The organism is Aerococcus urinaeequi (assembly GCF_001543205.1).
Classification (GTDB): Bacteria; Bacillota; Bacilli; order Lactobacillales; family Aerococcaceae; genus Aerococcus; species Aerococcus urinaeequi.
In genome coordinates, this window is sequence record NZ_CP014162.1 from 1,458,182 (window position 1) to 1,475,438 (window position 17,257).

Consider the following 17,257-nt stretch of genomic DNA (forward strand, 5'->3'; position numbering starts at 1 on the left):
GTCAATAAGCGGGCTATGATCACTTTTGTATGCCACCGAGCATTTAATTTCCGCAAAAAGGATTGCCTTTTCCAAAAGACCGTGATAAACTAAAAGTATAGTTAAGCGCTTACATAAAAATAACATACATTCCACTACGGATTGTTACTGGTCAGCAGGCAAAACCTAAATGGAAACATAGTAGAGAGGGAGACTCTTTCTTTTTGGCTATGTTTTTGTTTGGGTTTTTTTATACGAAAAAAGCTATAAAAGAAAGAAAAGAGGGTTTAGAAATGGCAATAAAAGATTACAAAGCTCTTGCAAACGATATTGTAAAAAATGTCGGTGGCGAAGAGAATGTCGATGGGTTACGGCATTGTGTAACCCGGTTACGGTTCAATTTAAAGGATGAATCAAAGGCTAATACGGATACCATCAAAGGTTTAGATGGGGTCGTAACAGTCATGAAAGCATCCGGCCAATACCAAGTAGTCATTGGGAATGAAGTAGCAGATGTTTATGAAGCTATCGTTGATACCACTAAGCTTGGTGGAGACGAAGCGAGTGGAAGCAGTAACAATGCACCTGAAGACGATGACCGTAAACTTGCGGACAAAGCCATCGACTTCATCTCGGGTGTATTCCAACCCTTCTTGATGCCTCTTGCAGCAACAGGGATGATCAAGGGTATCGTGGCTATTTTAGGAACATTTGGCTTAAACGCTACCAACAGTGGTTTATATTTACTGCTTCAAGTAGCTGGGGACGGGTTCTTCCAGTATCTACCAGTTATGGTTGCCTTAACGACGGCTAGAAAATTGAAGATGAATGTATTTACGGCATTAGCCATCGCAGTAGCTTTCCTCCATCCGGCCCTATCAACTTCAATGACCAACGACGTTTTATACACCTTATTTGAAGGGACACCCTTTGCTTCAGATATTTATTCAACGGTCTTTGGCCTACCGGTTATCTTACCGTCAAATGGTTACTTCTCAGCAATCATTCCAATCATTGTTGCGGTATGGTTAGGGTCTCGTCTTGAAAAATGGTTCAAGCAACGCATTCCTTCTACAGTGAATTCATTCCTAACACCATTCTTTACGATTATCATCGCTGTACCAATCGCCTTGATGGTTGTTGGACCAGTTGCCACATGGGCAGCCAGCCTAATCGGCGTATTCTTCACTTGGTTACAAGGGGTATCACCATTAGTCTTCGGTGCTTTACTAGCCGCTTCTTGGCAGTTATTAGTGATCTTCGGGTTACACTGGGGTATCATCCCAATTACCTACTTACTATTAGCTGAAACGGGTTTAAACCCACTTGGGCCACTAATGCAAATTTCAACATTCGGTATCCTTGGGGTTCTATTAGCTATGTTAATTAAGGGTAATGAGAAGAAACTCAGAGATATCGCCATTCCTGGTGCGATTTCGACCTTATTCGGGGTGACTGAGCCAGTTATCTATGGGATTATGATTCCACTGAGACGTCCATTCATCTATGCCATTATCGCCAACATCTTTGCCGGTGCTTATGCAGGTGCCATGGATACCTTGGCTTACCGTACTGGTGGTTTAGGCATTTTCAGTTTAATGAACATGATCGACAACGAAGGGAACTTAGGGGCTAACTTCTGGAACGTGGCCATTTCTTATGCCATCGCCGTCGCCATTGGTTTTATCCTACAAATGGTTTTCCCAGTGAATCGTTTGGAAGAAGAGTTACCAGCCGAAGCATTAGCAGCAGGTGACGCTTCGGGAAATGAACCATCAGCATCTCAAGCTGTGGTTTCTGACGCTGAAATGGCAGCTTCTGCCAAGGAAGAAATTATCGCTAGCCCCTTAGTGGGTGACATTTTGCCATTAAGTGCGGTCGCTGACGAAGTATTCGCCAGTGGTGCTTTAGGCAAAGGGGTTGCTATTCAACCAAGCGAGGGGAAAGTCCTAGCACCAGCCAATGGAACAGTTTCTGTACTATTTCCAACGGGACACGCAGTCGGGATTACGACGGATACTGGGGTTGAATTGTTGATTCATATTGGCTTGGATACGGTGAATCTTGATGGTCGCGGTTATACAAGTCATGTGGAAAAAGGGCAAAAAGTTTCAGCTGGGGATTTACTGGTCGAGTTTGATATCGCTACCATCAATGAAGCTGGTTATGATACCATTACTCCTGTAATAGTGACCAATACGGATAACTTTACGGATGTATTAACTACGAATGAGCCGGTTGTCGCTCGAAATGATTATTTATTTACTATTGTTAAGTAAGAGAAAAGGAGTATGAATATGTCTAGAAAATTACCTGATGGATTCTTATGGGGTGGCGCTACAGCCGCAAATCAATTAGAAGGTGGCTACCTTGAAGGGGGCAAGGGGTTAACAAGTGTTGACTTAATTCCTCATGGCGCACAACGTTACGCGGTTACAGCTGGCGAAGTGCATTATTCGGAAGTAACTGAAGGATCACATTTCCCTTCTCATGAAGCGATTGACTTCTACCACCACTTCAAAGAAGATATCGCCTTGTTTGCTGAAATGGGGATGAAATCTTATCGTTTCTCAATGGCTTGGTCTCGTATCTTCCCAACTGGATTTGAATCAGAACCAAATGAAGAAGGGTTGAAATTCTACGAAGACGTGATTGATGAATTGTTGAAATACGGCATTGAACCTGTTGTAACAATCAACCACTTCGATGTACCCAAAACATTGATTGATGAATTGGGTTCTTGGCGTGACCGTCAGATGGTTGACCTATTCGTTAACTACGCGACAGCTTTATTCAATCGCTACAAGGGTAAAGTAAAATACTGGATTTCTTTCAATGAAATCAACATGTTACTACATTTACCATTTATGGGTGCAGGCATTTACCTTGGCGACTTAAGTGAAGAAGAACGTACCCAAGTCTTATACAAAGCAGCCCACCATGAATTATTAGCGAGTGCTAAAATTACCAAAGTGCTTCGTGAAATCGATCCAGAAGCTAAAATGGGTTCAATGTTGGCAGCTGGTGAGTACTATCCATACTCATCAAACCCAGAAGACGTTTGGGCAGCTAACTTAAGCAACCGCGATAACTACTTCTTTATCGACGTACAAGCGGGTGGTGAGTACCCTGAATGGGCGAAAATCATGTTTGAAAACGAAGGTATTGATATTGGTATCACAGAGGAAGATGAAGCGATTTTACGTGAAAATACTGTAGACTACATCACTTTCTCTTATTATTCAAGTCGTGTATCTAAAGGCCAAATCGCTGAAGATGATATTGTCACAGGTAATGCCTTCTCAGGTGTAAAAAACCCATACTTAGAAGAATCTGAATGGGGTTGGGCCATTGATCCACTAGGGTTGCGTACAACAATGAACGCCCTTTGGGACCGTTACCGCAAACCATTATTTATCGTTGAAAATGGTCTAGGTGCGATCGACACAGTTGAAGAAGATGGGACAATCAATGACGACTACCGGATTGAATACCTTAAAGCGCATATCAATAGCTTCATGGATGCTGTTGAAGAAGATGGTGTACCATTATGGGGTTACACACCATGGGGAATCATCGACTTAGTATCAGCTGGTACAGGTGAAATGTCTAAACGTTACGGTTTAATCTACGTTGACCGCCAAGACGACGGGACTGGTGACTTACACCGTTCTAAGAAAAAATCGTTTGACTGGTATAAAGAAGTTATCGAATCAAATGGACAAGCAGCCCGTTAATTATCCAAGTTATATTTGAATTTCCAAGCCACTCTTTCTATTTAAAGGTGGCTTTTTTATTTTAGAAAATAAAATGGTCATAGCAAGGGACAAAAATATATAAATCGCTCACATTAAAACTTAGTAAGATTATAAATAAGGAGGGGGCCTTTCCAGTAGAACGACACAACATCGTCATGAAACAGCTCTTGCTTTCCTCTCCAAAAGGCATCAATGTGACGGACTTGTATGACCCCTTTTATCTTGGCAAAAACCCCAACATTATTTGTACGGGCATAATCGTTTAAAGTGGTGATTATTTTACAAGAAAGCGTTTTAATGGTATGGTTAGGCTGTAAATAAATTGAACTATACAAGAATATGGAATGGAGCGAATTGTAGAATGAGTCAATATAGATTTCCAGATGGTTTCTTATGGGGCGGGGCTGCCGCGGCCAATCAATTTGAAGGTGCTTTTGATGTAGATGGTAAAGGTTTGTCTGTTCAAGACGTTACACCAAATGGTGGGATGGGTGAGATTACTGATGGCCCGACAGAAGATAACTTGAAGTTAGTGGGTATTGACTTCTATAACCGTTATAAAGAAGATGTGGCTTTATTCGCTGAAATGGGCTTTAAAGTTTTTCGTACATCTATTGCTTGGTCTCGTATTTTTCCAAACGGAGATGACGCAGAACCAAACGAGGCCGGACTACAATTCTATGATGACTTGTTCGACGAGCTCCATAAATATGGGATTGAACCTTTGGTGACTTTGTCTCATTATGAAACCCCATTAAACTTAACCAAACAATACAACGGTTGGACCAACCGTAAATTGATTGGTTTCTTTGAGAAATATGCCACAACTGTATTTACGCGTTACAAAGACAAGGTCAAATACTGGTTAACTTTCAATGAAGTGAACTCTGTTTTACATGCGCCATTCATGTCTGGTGGGATCGATACACCACCTGAAGAATTGTCGAAACAAGACTTATACCAAGCTGTTCACCATGAGTTAGTGGCCTCTGCATCAGTAACGAAAATCGCCCACGAAATCAATCCAGACTTTCAAGTGGGTTGTATGGTGCTTGCCATGCCAACGTACCCAATTACACCTAATCCGGATGATGTAATGGCTGCACACTTAGCTGAAAACCAAAACTACTTATTCTCAGATATCCATGCACGCGGGGAATACCCAGCATATATCAACCGTTATTTTGCGGAAAATAGTATTGAGATTCAATTCGCTGACGGGGATAAAGAGTTATTGAAAGAAAATACAGTGGACTTTATTTCCTTCTCTTACTACATGTCGATTGCTGAAGCGGCTGACCACAGCCAATATGAAGCTGGTGAAGGGAACATTATGGGGGGGATTCCAAACCCATACCTAGAAGCATCAGAATGGGGATGGCAAGTGGACCCTGTTGGTTTGCGTTTAATCTTAAACCAATTCTATGACCGCTACCAATTACCATTATTTATTGTAGAAAATGGTTTAGGCGCCAAAGATGTCTTAGTTGATGGCCCAAACGGCGAGAAGACCGTCGAAGATGACTACCGAATCAAATACATGAACGACCACTTAGCCCAAGTTGGTGAAGCCTTATTAGATGGCGTGGACATCATGGGTTACACAAGTTGGGGTTGTATCGACTTGGTGTCAGCATCAACTGCCCAAATGTCTAAACGGTATGGTTTTATCTATGTTGACCGTAACGACGATGGTAGTGGTACGCTAGACCGTTACAAGAAGAAATCATTTAGCTGGTACAAAGACGTGATTGCAACAAATGGTGGCAACTTAAACTAATCCCTAGATTAAGGCTGGATAGTCGAGGAAAACGGCTATCCGGTTTTTTTATTTGGCTGACATTATTCAGAAAGAAATTTTTTAATTGACGTTAGTGAAAGAAATGCGGGTGTTTTCTGGGAAAGATTTTAAAAGACCGGTTTCGAGGTAAATTGGACTTTCTTTCTATTAAAGTTATATAATGCAGTCAATCGCACAAGACTGAATTGTTAAAAACTAGTAAAGTAGGGCAATGTTTGGAGGGTAAACGATGAATAAACATGATGTAAACCGTAAAGGGACTGAGGACGATCATTCATTTCGAAATGTCTATAAAATTGAAATCAGTGGCTTACATGGGAATAACTACGACGAATTAGACGACAATAATTTGAAAATCAGTATTAAAAGTATCCTATTGAAGGTTGTCGTATCCCTGCTTGTGGGTGTCATTACTTTCTTTATTTTTAAAGAAGATATGTGGTCTACAGATACCAAGGCAGCTTCCTTGGCTAGCATCTATTTTATTGTGACAACGCTGGTTGTGAGCTATTTAGGCACAATCTTAGTGGACCTATTATTCGGTCGGAAAAAGAAAAGCAAGAAATAAGCTGACTGAGTGATTGACTAGTTTTTTATAGTCAAAGGGGTGGCTATGTCGCCAATGAGGGGCTTGTCAATTGGGGGTGATTTTTAAAAATATGATAAATTTATTAATGTTACAGAAATGTTACAAGAAATAAGGTACAATAGGTGAAAGCTTTAAAAGAGTCAATTGGGAAGGGAGATAATTGAATGAAGAAAGTTTCGATGTGGGTATTGGGGGTAGTCTTAGCATTATTAATAGTGGGCTACGGTGTAGGTGTGTATTATTATCAATCACATTTCTTACCGGCGACGACTGTTTCTAATGTAAATGTCAGTGGGATGACAAAGTCTGACGCGGAAGCTGCAGTAGCCAAGGCCAATAATGAACGTACCATGAAAATTACAGACCAAGGTCAAGAAGTGGCTACGATGAATTTACAAGAAGCCGGCTTTCAACCAGCAGAAAATGACTCGTTTGATACGCTGCTAAAACAACAAACGACTTTCACATGGCCAGTAGAATTTGTTAGCAATGCTTTAAAATCAGTAGATGCTAATGAGAATAATGAATGGACAGTTGATCGTGATACCTTTAAGGCATATTTTAATCAATTAAATATTGAGCAAGAAGAGAGAAAACCGTCAACTAATGCGCAAGTCGTGATTAATGATGATACTAAGGCTGTGGAAGTAGTTCCTGAAACTCAAGGAACGGAGGTTTCAGCAGATTCGTTAGCGGATGCTATCTTATCAAAAGTTAAATCGGGCGCAAGTGAATTGGCCTTATCTGATGCCTATGTGAAGCCATCAGTGACAAGCGATGATGAAGCTATTCAAACGACGAAAGCTAAATTGGAAAATATTTTATCAGCGACAATTGGATTACAAATTGAAGATGAAGTGGTGAATATTCCAAGTGAAACGCTGGCTGCATGGGTAAGTACGAATGATCAAGGAGAAGTTCAAGTAGATGAAGAGGCAATTGATCAATACTTGTATGAATGGAACGTTGAAAATGCTGGTTTAAATCAAGACCATCAATTCCAATCTACTGAATCAGGTGAAGTTACGGTGACATCTGGTATTTATGGTTGGTATATTGAGCGTGAAATGACTACACAATTGGTTTCTGAAGCTGTTCTTTCTGGTGAAGATACAGTCGTTGAACCAAATATTTGGGGTGGCGGCTATAATCAAGATGATTTCTTCGGTACATCTTATATTGAAGTAGATTTAAGTAAACAAAAGATGTTTGTTTATATTGATGGTGAACAAAAAATTGCTACTGATATCGTAAGTGGGAATACAGGTACTGACACGGTGCCAGGCGCTTATGAAATCTGGAACATGGAAAATCCATCTGTTTTAAAAGGGTACAATCCAAGAACGCAAAAAGATTATGCACAACCAGTAGATTATTGGATGGCCTTTGACTTTACGGGACAAGGAATCCATGACGCCGACTGGCAATCAAACTTTGGTGGAGATGCTTACCAACAAAATGGTTCTCTAGGTTGTATTAATACACCGCCAACAACAATGGCAGAAGTTTACGAATTAGCTTATATTGGCTTACCAGTTATCGTATTTTAAAAAGAATAGCCTATAAACTACTAAGGTCGAGAAATTATTTTCTCGACCTTTTTTCTATCTGTATAAATAGTTATATAACAGAATGCCCACAAAAGTATAACAGTAAAATGTGCTAGACAGCAATAAAAAATGCTGGTAATATGAAACACAAGATGTAGAAGAAGGTGAAAGATACATGATTGAATTTAAGCAAGTAGCGAAAGAATTTATGAATAGTGGTAACCGCATACAAGCGCTCGACCAAGTGACACTAACCATTCAAGATCAAGAAATATTTGGTTTGGTTGGCGAGAGTGGTGCGGGTAAGTCAACTTTGCTACGATTCATTAATGCTTTAGAAAGACCCACTTCGGGGCAGGTAGTTGTAGACGATGTCTCGGTGAATGAATTATCTGCTAAAGAACTACGGACCTTTCGAAAAGATATCAGCATGGTCTTTCAACAATTCAATCTTCTCAATAACAAAACAGTGGCTGAGAATGTGGCTTTACCCTTGAGTCTACATAAATATGATAATCCCTTAACGGTAGATGAAGTGCTAGGGTTTGTGGGTTTGGCAGATAAGGGTAACCATTATCCAAGTCAATTGTCAGGTGGGCAGAAGCAACGAGTTGGTATTGCTCGAGCTTTAATAACACGTCCTAAATTCTTATTAGCTGACGAGCCTACATCGGCTTTAGATACGCGAACTACGGGTGAAATTGTTAAGGTTTTAAAGGCAGCTTATGATGCTTATCCTATGACCATGATTGTGGTGACACATGAGTTAGAAGTGATTAAGGCATTGTGTCAAAGAGCAGCTATATTAGAAAATGGACAAGTCAGTCAAGTGCTAGCAGTTCAATCAGATATACAAGCTGTTTCTGACAATAGCCAATCTTACGCTCAACAGGTCTTGGAGGTGCTAGCAGGTCATGAATAACTTACAAGTTTATTGGGAACGGTTGCTTGATTTTATGCCTGATATCATTGAAAGTCTTGGCGAGACAGGTATTATGATGGGATTCGCTATGATAGCGGCGATTATTTTAGGTTTGCCTTTAGGTACCTTTTTATTTTTAACTAATGAGGGTAATCCACGAGCAAATAAAGTTGTCTATCAGATTTTGTCCTTCATCGTTAATATTATCCGGTCATTTCCCTTCTTACTTTTGGTGGTATCTATGCAACCATTAATTCGAGCGACTTATGGTCGTGCGACAGGGGACCCAGTAGCTGCATCATTTCCGATGATGGTGATTGCCATCGCGCTCTATGCCCGATTTGTTGAGCAGTCTTTAATGGATGTAGACCGGGGCGTCTTGGAAACAGCGGATGCTTTAGGGGCTAATACTTGGCAATTGGTAACCAAATTCTTATTCGTGGAAGCCAAGTCATCCTTGATTATTGGCTATACAACGGCTTTTGTGTCTTTCATTTCCTACTCAACGATTATGGGGGTTGTCGGCGGAGGGGGTATAGGTGACTTCGCCATTCGCTATGGCTACCAGCGTTATGAAACCGACATGATGTACACGGCTATCGTTTTGATTATTGTGATCGTACAAGTTTGTCAGTGGTTAGGACTTAAACTAGCTAAGAAAGTCGACCACCGTTAAGTTAGTGGTTGTTGAGGCACCATTCATTGGAAAATAGTTTTATTTTCCTTAAGTTAGCGCCAGCTTAAAATATGGTAATCTTTTTTACAAAAAAATTTGGAGGTAAGGTTTATGAAGAAAGGTTTATTGTTTACAGGGGTATTTTCAGCAGGTTTGTTGCTTGCGGCATGTGGGAACGGGAGTGAAAGCGCTGAGTCAACGGCGACTGAATCAGCAGCTTCAAGTGAAGATACAGTAATCAAAGTGGCGTCTCATACGACACCAATGACTGATATCGTGGAATTAGCTGCTGAAGTGGTGGAAGAACCCTACACAATTGAATTGGTAGAAGTGTCCGATAATATTCAATACAACGAAGCGGTTTTAAATGATGAAGCGGATGCATCTTTTGCCCAACATGAACCATTTATGGAAGTTTTTAATGAAGAACGTAACGGTGACTTAGTAGCTATTCAACCGATTTACAATGCTGTCGTTGGTTTCTATGCACCAGCATATGAAAGTATTGAGGATATTGAAGATGGCGCAGAAGTGGCTATTCCAAGTGATATGACCAATGAAGCGCGTGCTTTACATATTTTAGACGCTCAAGGTTTGATTGACGTACCGGATGAAACTTTTGTAACAGTTGATGATATTACGGAAAATGACAAAAACCTAAACTTTACCCATGTCGACTTGTTGAATTTAAATGCTTCGTATCAAGATGGTGTGGACTTAGTCTTTAACTACCCAACTTATATTTCAGAAATTGGTTTAACACCAGAAGAGGCGTTATTCCTTGAAGAAGACGATTCTAACCGTTTCGCCTTACAAATCGTAACTCGTGAAGGCAATGCAGATTTAGAAAAAATACAAGCATTGAAAGCAGCCTTTACCTCACAAGAAGTCTATGACTATTTAGAAGAACTAGCTGCAAGTGGTCACTTAGAACCAGCCTTCGAAAATCCTTCAGAACAATAATTTGAACCAGTAATTAAGTAAGATTTCGGCTTATACTTTATCTATCATTGCCTTAAAAAGCAGTGGGCATGCTAGGTAAGCTCCGTCTGAAACTCTTTCTAGTAGAGATTAATAGGCTAACTTAATAAGTAAAAGCTATTAATGGCACGTTACTTATTATTGTTCAAGGCATTCTTCAATTATGAGAAACAAATATTTTGTAACATAGGCGTGATCATCAATTGGTCATGTCTTTTTTTAGGTCATTTTTGATAGGTGCTTACTATTGATCGCTTATTCAGGTCAAATGATAACCGGAAAAGTTTATCAAGTTTTTTGTCAAAAGTCTGACAAATACTGATATTAGGGTGTTTTTTAATGAATATGATTTGCTTAAAAGGCACATAAAATACAATAATTGTGTTTTATGTACCTTTTTTTGATCGCTATTTTTGCCACTTCTATATCAGTGATGATAGCGGTTAACGATTAAAAGAAGATGATAATTAGATGAAAACCTAAGAGGGATAAAGGGTTTTGTCCTTTTTTCAAAAAAAGGCGATCAGACGAAAGTGAATTCATTGATTGTTTTTCCTAGGCAGTAATATTGATGTAGATGCATGAGATTTGTTAAATTTACTGCAAGCAAAAGTTGCAAATCTTTTTTATAACCAATTGCTTTGATGAGTAGAGTAATTATGCAGGTAATCCACAGCGAGTCTGAATTTGGTGAAATCAGATGTTTACCGGTAATGAAAATGAGCTCTGAGCATCTAGTCAGTGAAAGCTGGTTAGACGGGTGGGACCGTTATTTCTTTCAGTATGTAAGGTATTTACTGGATAAGAGATTGCTCGCGAGGGCAATTTGAATAAGGGTGGCACCGCGATTGTTAACCAATCGCCCCTTCCTAATAGACAAGGTTGTTTATTAGGGAGGGGTTTTTATTTTTCAAAAAATGTCTAGACGTATGAAATCAGTGAAAGCAATCACCAAAGAAAGAGGTAAGAATATGACAAAAGTAACTTTAATTGTAGGCGCAAATTCATTATCTTCACGACTGAATGGTTTGGTGGCCTATGCCCAGCAGGTGTTATTCGAATATAAGATTCAAACGCAGGTGATTCAGGTCCATATGTTACCAGCTGAAGCTTTGATGACGGCGGACTATACGGATAAGACGATTCAAGCGGTCAACCAACAGGTATTGAATTCAGATGGGGTTTTGGTATTTACGCCAATCTTTCAAGGAAGCTACTCAGGGATTTTAAAGGCATATCTTGATGTATTGCCGCCAAAGGCGCTGCAGGACAAGGTGGTTTATGGCTTGGGATTAGGTGGGTCGAAACACCACTTGTTGGCCTTACAATATGCTTTGGAGCCTGTCTTGAAGGAACTGGGTACAGAAGAATTGTTACAGTCAACCTTTGCAACGCAAGACCAAGTAGTGAAAGATGGTAGAGATTTTATTATCGAAGACAGTGTAACCAATCGAATAGATGAACAACTTTATAGATTTACCAGCCGTATCGGCCATGAGGTTATTAAGGAGGAAGCAAGATGGGAAAAGATCGTATAAGAATTGCTACTAAAGAGGACGCACCAGCATATTTAGCCCTTATTCAAGAGTCATTCCAAGAGGTGAAGGATTTAGGTATTGATTGGCCGTCAACAAACGCTACGTTAGAATCGGTCACTGAAAATATTGAAACGGGGATTGCTTTAGTCTTAGAGCGGGATGACCAGTTAATTTCAACCATCACGATTCGACAACCCTGGGAAAATAACAGCCCCATTTCACATTATCCTTTCTTGTGGTGGTTTGCGACTGCGAACGAATTTAAGGGACAAGGGATTGGGAAGAAATTCCTGAAACAAGTGGAAGAGGAATTCTTGGTGAAAACCTTAAAAGCACCAGCCTATGTCTTAGGAACTTCTGGTAAGAGACATCCATGGTTACTGGATATGTATTTGAGAAATGGCTACCAAGTCTTAGGCACAAGAGAAGATTCGAATGATATCGGGGTTTCCTTGTATAAGGTCTTGATTCCCGAACGGTTTGATGAAAGCGTCCTTCGGGTTGAAGCACCTTATTATGAGTACCAAGATTTGACCATTTAATGATTTTAAATTTTAGTGAATGAAATGATAGTGATGGCTGAATAGCCGACTTAACAGTTCCAACAAATAGGAGGAGAAAACTCATGTCAGAATTTTTTAAATGGGAATATGTTGTATCATTTTTCCCGAAAATATTATCCGCACTCCCTACGACACTAGCCATTGTGGCAGTTGCCACTGCAGTCGGAATGGTACTCGGCTTGGCCATTGCTTTTGTGAGAATTGAAAAAGTGCCAGTCTTGTCACAAATTAGTCAGGTGTTCGTGTCTTTCATCAGAGGTACGCCAATTCTAGTGCAATTGTTCTTAATTTATTACGGGCTACCGATTGTCTTTACGGCTTTAGCCAATATTGAAAAGATTGACTATGTTTACATTACATACGGTTTGAGTACGGCGGCCTTTTTCTCAGAAATCTTTCGGTCAGCGATTTCAAGTGTCGCAACCGACCAGAAGGAAGCGGCAGCCTCTGTTGGCTTGACCAAACTGCAAACCTACCGCCGAATCATTTTGCCACAAGCAGTACGGATCGCTATTCCTGCTACAGGAACCATGATTGTAAGCCTATTGCAAGATACATCACTGGCCTTCTCACTAGGGGTTATCGATGTGATCGGGAAGGTTCGGGCCCTAGCAGCCTTAACGTATCGGTCGCTTGAAGGGTATTTCGTGGCAGCCATCATCTTCATCGTCTTATCTATCGTCTTGGAGCGGGTATTTGCTTGGTTAACCAAACGATTCCAATTCCAATCAAAAGCGAAAACAGAAGTGGCACAAGCTGGACTTGATCCAGAGATTTTAATTAAAAATGATGAACTATTTAATACATATACACTTAAAAGTGGAAAAGGGGAGACCTACTAATGAAGAAGAAACCAACTTTTTTACGATGGGGATTATTAACTTTTGCAGCAACAGCAGTCCTTGCAGCTTGCGGGTCAGCTGAAGCAACGGATGAAGACGCAGCAGCATCCTCTAATCCAGATGCAGAGACAGTTGTCGTTGGGACAGGGAATGCCTACCAACCATTTGTTTACTTAGATGAAAATGGCGAATTAACAGGATATGATGTGGCTGTCCTTGAAGCAATTGACGAAAAATTAGACGACTACAATTTTGAATATGAATCTTCTGATTTCAAGAATATCTTGACCTCATTGTCAGCTGGGAAGATTGATTTAGCGGCCCACCAATATGAATACAATGATGAACGAGCGGAGAAATACCTGTACGGGGAGGTGGGCTATACCGACTATACCCTATATATTGTCAATATTGCAGGTGACAAGCAATATGCAACTTTAGATGACCTACAAGGGAAGAAAGTATTCGCTTCACCAGGATCTAACGTGGCTTACTTATTGGAACAATATAACAGTGAACATGAAAATGCAGACGAACAAATCTCCATTATTTATAACGAAGGTGCCAATGAAATCTTTGTTTCAGGCTTACAAAACGGGACCGCTGATGCAGGGATTTTAACTAAATACGATACCAACAAATACAATGAACAATTCGACGCCAACTTAGAAATTGCCTCTGAACCGATTTCGGTATCAAAAACCTATTTCTTGTATGACAAGGTTGACGAAGAGTTGAAAGAGGCTGTTGACGGTGCCTTACAAGAGTTGATTGATGACGGGACTTTGGCAGAATTATCGGTTGAATACTTAGGTGACGATTACACCAAATAGAAGAGGAAAAGGTGGACAGCACAGTATGCAGAAAATTTTTGGCAATAAAATTAAAAAACGGTTTGTGTTAACGGGTATTGCCTCAGCCTTATTACTTGGGGCTTGCGGGAATGCGGATGCTTCAGAAGACGACCAAGAATCGGCGGCCAATCCGGATGCAGAAACGATTGTTGTTGGGACTGGGAATGCCTACCAACCATTTGTTTACTTAGATGAAAATGGCGAATTAGAAGGTTATGACGTGGCCGTTTTGAAGGCCGTCGATGAAAAATTAGACCAATATAACTTTGAATACGAGTCGTCAGACTTCAAGAATATCTTGACTTCCCTACAAGCTGGGAAAGTTGATTTAGCGGCCCACCAATACCAATACAATGATGAACGAGCGGAAAAATATCTCTTTGGTGAAGTTGGCTATAACAATATCACCTTACATATTATTTCGATTGAAGGTGAGGGCGAATACAACAGCTTAGACGACCTACAAGGGAAAAATGTGATCGCCTCACCAGGAGCTAATGAAGCCCATGTTGTTGAAGAATACAATAGCGAACACGGGGAAGATGAACAAATCAACATCGTCTATAACGAAGGTGGTAGTGAAATCTTTATCTCCAGCCTACAAAACGGTACGGCTGATGCAGGAATCCTAAAAGAATATGACGGTAACAAATACAACGAACAATTCGATGCCAACTTGGCCATCTCAGAAGAACCAGTTAGTGGTTCAAAAGCCAATTTCTTATATAGAAAAGGCGAGGAAGAATTACAGCAAGCCGTTGATGGCGCTGTCCAAGAGTTGATTGATGAAGGAACTTTAGCAGAATTATCCATCGAATATTTAGGCGATGATTATACACAATAAAAGTGAGAAAGTGGGATTTAGAATATTATGAAGAAAATGATACAAGCAAGATTCAAAAAACAGTTTATATTTACGGGTATTGCCTCAGCCTTTTTACTAGCAGCTTGCGGATCAGCTGAAGCAACTGATGAAGAAGCCACAGCTAATCCAGATGCAGAAACCATTATTGTGGGAACAGGAAATGCTTACCAACCCTTTGTTTACCTAGATGAAAATGAAGACTTACAAGGTTATGATATTGAAGTCTTGCGGGCAGTGGACGAAAAGTTAGACCAATACGACTTTGAATATGAATCTATGGACTTCAAAAATATCCTAACCTCACTTTCAGCCGACAAGGTCCAACTTGCAGCCCACAACTACGCTTATAACGACGAGCGCGGGGCCAAATACCTATACGGGGAAGAAGCCTACAACAATTACGCCCACCATATCGCAGCCGATGAATCTACCGGTCAAGTTTACCAATCTTTAGATGACCTTAAAGGCAAAAAGGTATTTGCATCCCCAGCTAGCGAGGTAGCCAATATTTTAGAGACCTATAACGCTGAAAATGACGATGCTATAGAAATTGTCTACAGTGAAGTGAATGGTGAATTATTGGTCTCTGGTCTACAAAATGGAACAGCAGACGCAGCCATTTTGACAAAATTTGACGTTGATAAATACAACGAGCAATTCGATATCAACCTACAAGCCTCAGATGAAGCCCTAAAAACTGCTGGTATCTACTACGTCTTCCAACAAGGTGATGAAGAATTACAAACAGCCGTAGACGGGGCTATCAAAGAATTACGAGAAGAAGGGACCTTATCAGATCTTTCAATCGAAATCCTTGGCGCTGACTACACCGAATAAAGAAAGGAGGGCGCCACAATGCCCATCGATTTTACAGCAATAGTAGAAGCCTTTAAAGCGGCCGTTCCATTTATCCCAGTCACCTTACGCTTGGCCTTCATTCCCTTATTCATCGGGATGATCTTTGGCCTACTCATCGCACTGGCACGTTTCTTCCAAGTGCCTGTCTTAAGCAAATTTCTCGCGGGTCTAATTACCATTGGAAAAGGGGTACCAGTTGTTCTAAGTTTAATGGTTGCTTACCTACTTTTCTCAGACTTGTTCGATCAAGTAGCCACTAGCTTAAGCTTGCCGATACGTTTTTCAGATATCAACCGTGAATACATTGGCATTTTTGTCCTTAGTTTCACGGCAACCATTTCCCTTTCGGAGATTTTTCGTGGTGCCTTATCTGCCATTCCAAAAGACCAATGGGATGCAGCGGCATCCATTGGTTTGACCCAATTTCAAACCATTGCCCGGGTCATTTTCCCACAAATGATCCCCATCGCATTACCCATGATTTGTAGTCAATTAATCGTCTTAATCAAGGCATCTTCATTGGTATCCTTGGTCTCAGTGGTCGATGTCTTGAACGGGGCTTTAATTACAGCGACAACAAGCTATACCTTCCTAGAATCTTATATCGCAGCAGCCGTCATTTATTGGGGGCTGTCGATTACAGTGGAACAAGCATCGCAATTATTTGAACGCAACTACACCAGAAAATTTGTGAAAGGAAGTGCCCTATGATACAAGTTGAAAACATCCACAAAAAATTTGATCAAAATGAAATCCTTAAAGGGATCGATTTAACCATTAACCAAGGTGAGGTGGTCGTAATTATTGGCCCATCTGGTTCAGGGAAGACCACCTTCCTTCGCTGCCTAAACTTTTTAGAGCGTGCGGATAAAGGACATCTGAAAATTGGTGACCAACAAGTAGACTTTGAAAAAGTTTCTAAGAAAGAAATTCTAGATATTCGTAAGAAAACGGCTATGGTTTTCCAACAATATGCACTATTTTCAAACCGGACGGCTTTAGAAAATGTCATTGAAGGTTTAGTGATTGCTCGTAAAGTGCCTAAGAAAGAAGCGACAGAAAAAGGGCGTGACCTCTTAGCTAAGGTTGGCTTGGAAGGGAAAGAGGACCACTATCCACATGAACTTTCAGGTGGGCAACAACAACGGGTGGGGATAGCGCGTGCTTTAGCCCTGAACCCAGAAGTTATTCTATTTGATGAACCAACATCGGCCTTAGACCCAGAATTAGTAGGGGAAACCCTGGAAGTCATTAAAGATGTAGCCCAAAGCGGGTCTACTTTAGTCATTGTGACCCATGAAATGCAATTTGCTTATGAAGTTGCAGATAGAGTCATCTTTATGGAAAATGGCGTCATTGTTGAACAAGGGACACCTGAAGAAGTATTTGATAATACTCAAGAAGAAAGAACGCAAAACTTCCTGAAAAGAACTGCTGTATTTGCACGTTAGACTTTTGATAAACAGTTTGTAATGTCTAAT

At 40.5% G+C, this 17,257-nt stretch carries 16 protein-coding genes and 1 other annotated feature; all 16 genes read left to right on the top strand.

Going from position 1 to position 17,257, the window contains the following annotated elements; genetic code table 11:
• Window positions 1-272: 272 nt before the first annotated feature.
• The 16 genes from AWM74_RS06710 (at window position 273) to AWM74_RS06785 (ending at window position 17,227) form a co-directional block, all read left to right on the top strand.
• Complete coding sequence (locus AWM74_RS06710) at window positions 273-2,258, top strand: beta-glucoside-specific PTS transporter subunit IIABC (RefSeq protein WP_026465491.1); 1,986 nt, start codon at window positions 273-275, stop codon at window positions 2,256-2,258.
• An 18-nt stretch (window positions 2,259-2,276) separates the two neighbouring features.
• Complete coding sequence (locus tag AWM74_RS06715) at window positions 2,277-3,716, top strand: 6-phospho-beta-glucosidase (RefSeq protein ID WP_026465490.1); 1,440 nt, start codon at window positions 2,277-2,279, stop codon at window positions 3,714-3,716.
• Window positions 3,717-4,098: 382 nt separating this feature from the next.
• Entirely contained in the window at window positions 4,099-5,517 is a 1,419-nt protein-coding gene (locus tag AWM74_RS06720) for a glycoside hydrolase family 1 protein (RefSeq protein ID WP_026465489.1), read from the top strand.
• A gap of 250 nt (window positions 5,518-5,767) precedes the next feature.
• A complete protein-coding gene (locus AWM74_RS06725) occupies window positions 5,768-6,106 on the top strand; it encodes a hypothetical protein (protein ID WP_026465488.1) in 339 nt (112 codons plus the stop codon).
• Between the two features lie 185 nt (window positions 6,107-6,291).
• Complete coding sequence (locus AWM74_RS06730) at window positions 6,292-7,677, top strand: L,D-transpeptidase family protein (protein ID WP_026465487.1); 1,386 nt, start codon at window positions 6,292-6,294, stop codon at window positions 7,675-7,677.
• A 175-nt stretch (window positions 7,678-7,852) separates the two neighbouring features.
• Window positions 7,853-8,599: a methionine ABC transporter ATP-binding protein gene (locus AWM74_RS06735; RefSeq protein ID WP_026465486.1), complete on the top strand. Its 747-nt coding sequence runs from the start codon at window positions 7,853-7,855 to the stop codon at window positions 8,597-8,599.
• On the top strand, window positions 8,592-9,275 hold the full coding sequence (locus AWM74_RS06740; RefSeq protein ID WP_026465485.1) for a methionine ABC transporter permease: 684 nt from the start codon (window positions 8,592-8,594) through the stop codon (window positions 9,273-9,275). The genes AWM74_RS06735 and AWM74_RS06740 overlap by 8 nt, the downstream gene beginning before the upstream one ends.
• A gap of 111 nt (window positions 9,276-9,386) precedes the next feature.
• Window positions 9,387-10,238, top strand: coding sequence for a MetQ/NlpA family ABC transporter substrate-binding protein (locus tag AWM74_RS06745; protein WP_026465484.1), 852 nt, complete (start codon window positions 9,387-9,389; stop codon window positions 10,236-10,238).
• A gap of 650 nt (window positions 10,239-10,888) precedes the next feature.
• Window positions 10,889-11,126, top strand: a binding site (T-box leader).
• 101 nt (window positions 11,127-11,227) lie between these two features.
• The gene (locus AWM74_RS06750) at window positions 11,228-11,794 is read left to right on the top strand and encodes an NAD(P)H-dependent oxidoreductase (protein WP_026465483.1); all 567 of its coding nucleotides are present in this window, start codon (window positions 11,228-11,230) and stop codon (window positions 11,792-11,794) included.
• Entirely contained in the window at window positions 11,776-12,336 is a 561-nt protein-coding gene (locus tag AWM74_RS06755) for a GNAT family N-acetyltransferase (protein ID WP_026465482.1), read from the top strand. The genes AWM74_RS06750 and AWM74_RS06755 overlap by 19 nt, the downstream gene beginning before the upstream one ends.
• 83 nt (window positions 12,337-12,419) lie before the next feature.
• On the top strand, window positions 12,420-13,199 hold the full coding sequence (locus tag AWM74_RS06760; protein ID WP_026465481.1) for an amino acid ABC transporter permease: 780 nt from the start codon (window positions 12,420-12,422) through the stop codon (window positions 13,197-13,199).
• Window positions 13,199-14,032 (top strand): transporter substrate-binding domain-containing protein, encoded by an 834-nt coding sequence (locus tag AWM74_RS06765; protein ID WP_026465480.1) that lies wholly within the window; start codon window positions 13,199-13,201, stop codon window positions 14,030-14,032. Before AWM74_RS06760 ends, AWM74_RS06765 begins: the two co-directional genes overlap by 1 nt.
• A 25-nt stretch (window positions 14,033-14,057) precedes the next feature.
• Complete coding sequence (locus AWM74_RS06770) at window positions 14,058-14,897, top strand: transporter substrate-binding domain-containing protein (RefSeq protein ID WP_051218151.1); 840 nt, start codon at window positions 14,058-14,060, stop codon at window positions 14,895-14,897.
• 27 nt (window positions 14,898-14,924) lie between these two features.
• Window positions 14,925-15,755 carry a transporter substrate-binding domain-containing protein gene (locus AWM74_RS06775; RefSeq protein WP_026465478.1) on the top strand — a complete coding sequence of 277 codons (831 nt, stop codon included), beginning with the start codon at window positions 14,925-14,927 and terminating at the stop codon, window positions 15,753-15,755.
• Between the two features lie 18 nt (window positions 15,756-15,773).
• Window positions 15,774-16,487 (top strand): ABC transporter permease subunit, encoded by a 714-nt coding sequence (locus AWM74_RS06780; RefSeq protein WP_026465477.1) that lies wholly within the window; start codon window positions 15,774-15,776, stop codon window positions 16,485-16,487.
• Entirely contained in the window at window positions 16,484-17,227 is a 744-nt protein-coding gene (locus AWM74_RS06785) for an amino acid ABC transporter ATP-binding protein (protein ID WP_026465476.1), read from the top strand. Before AWM74_RS06780 ends, AWM74_RS06785 begins: the two co-directional genes overlap by 4 nt.
• The last annotated feature ends 30 nt before the right edge of the window (window positions 17,228-17,257 follow it).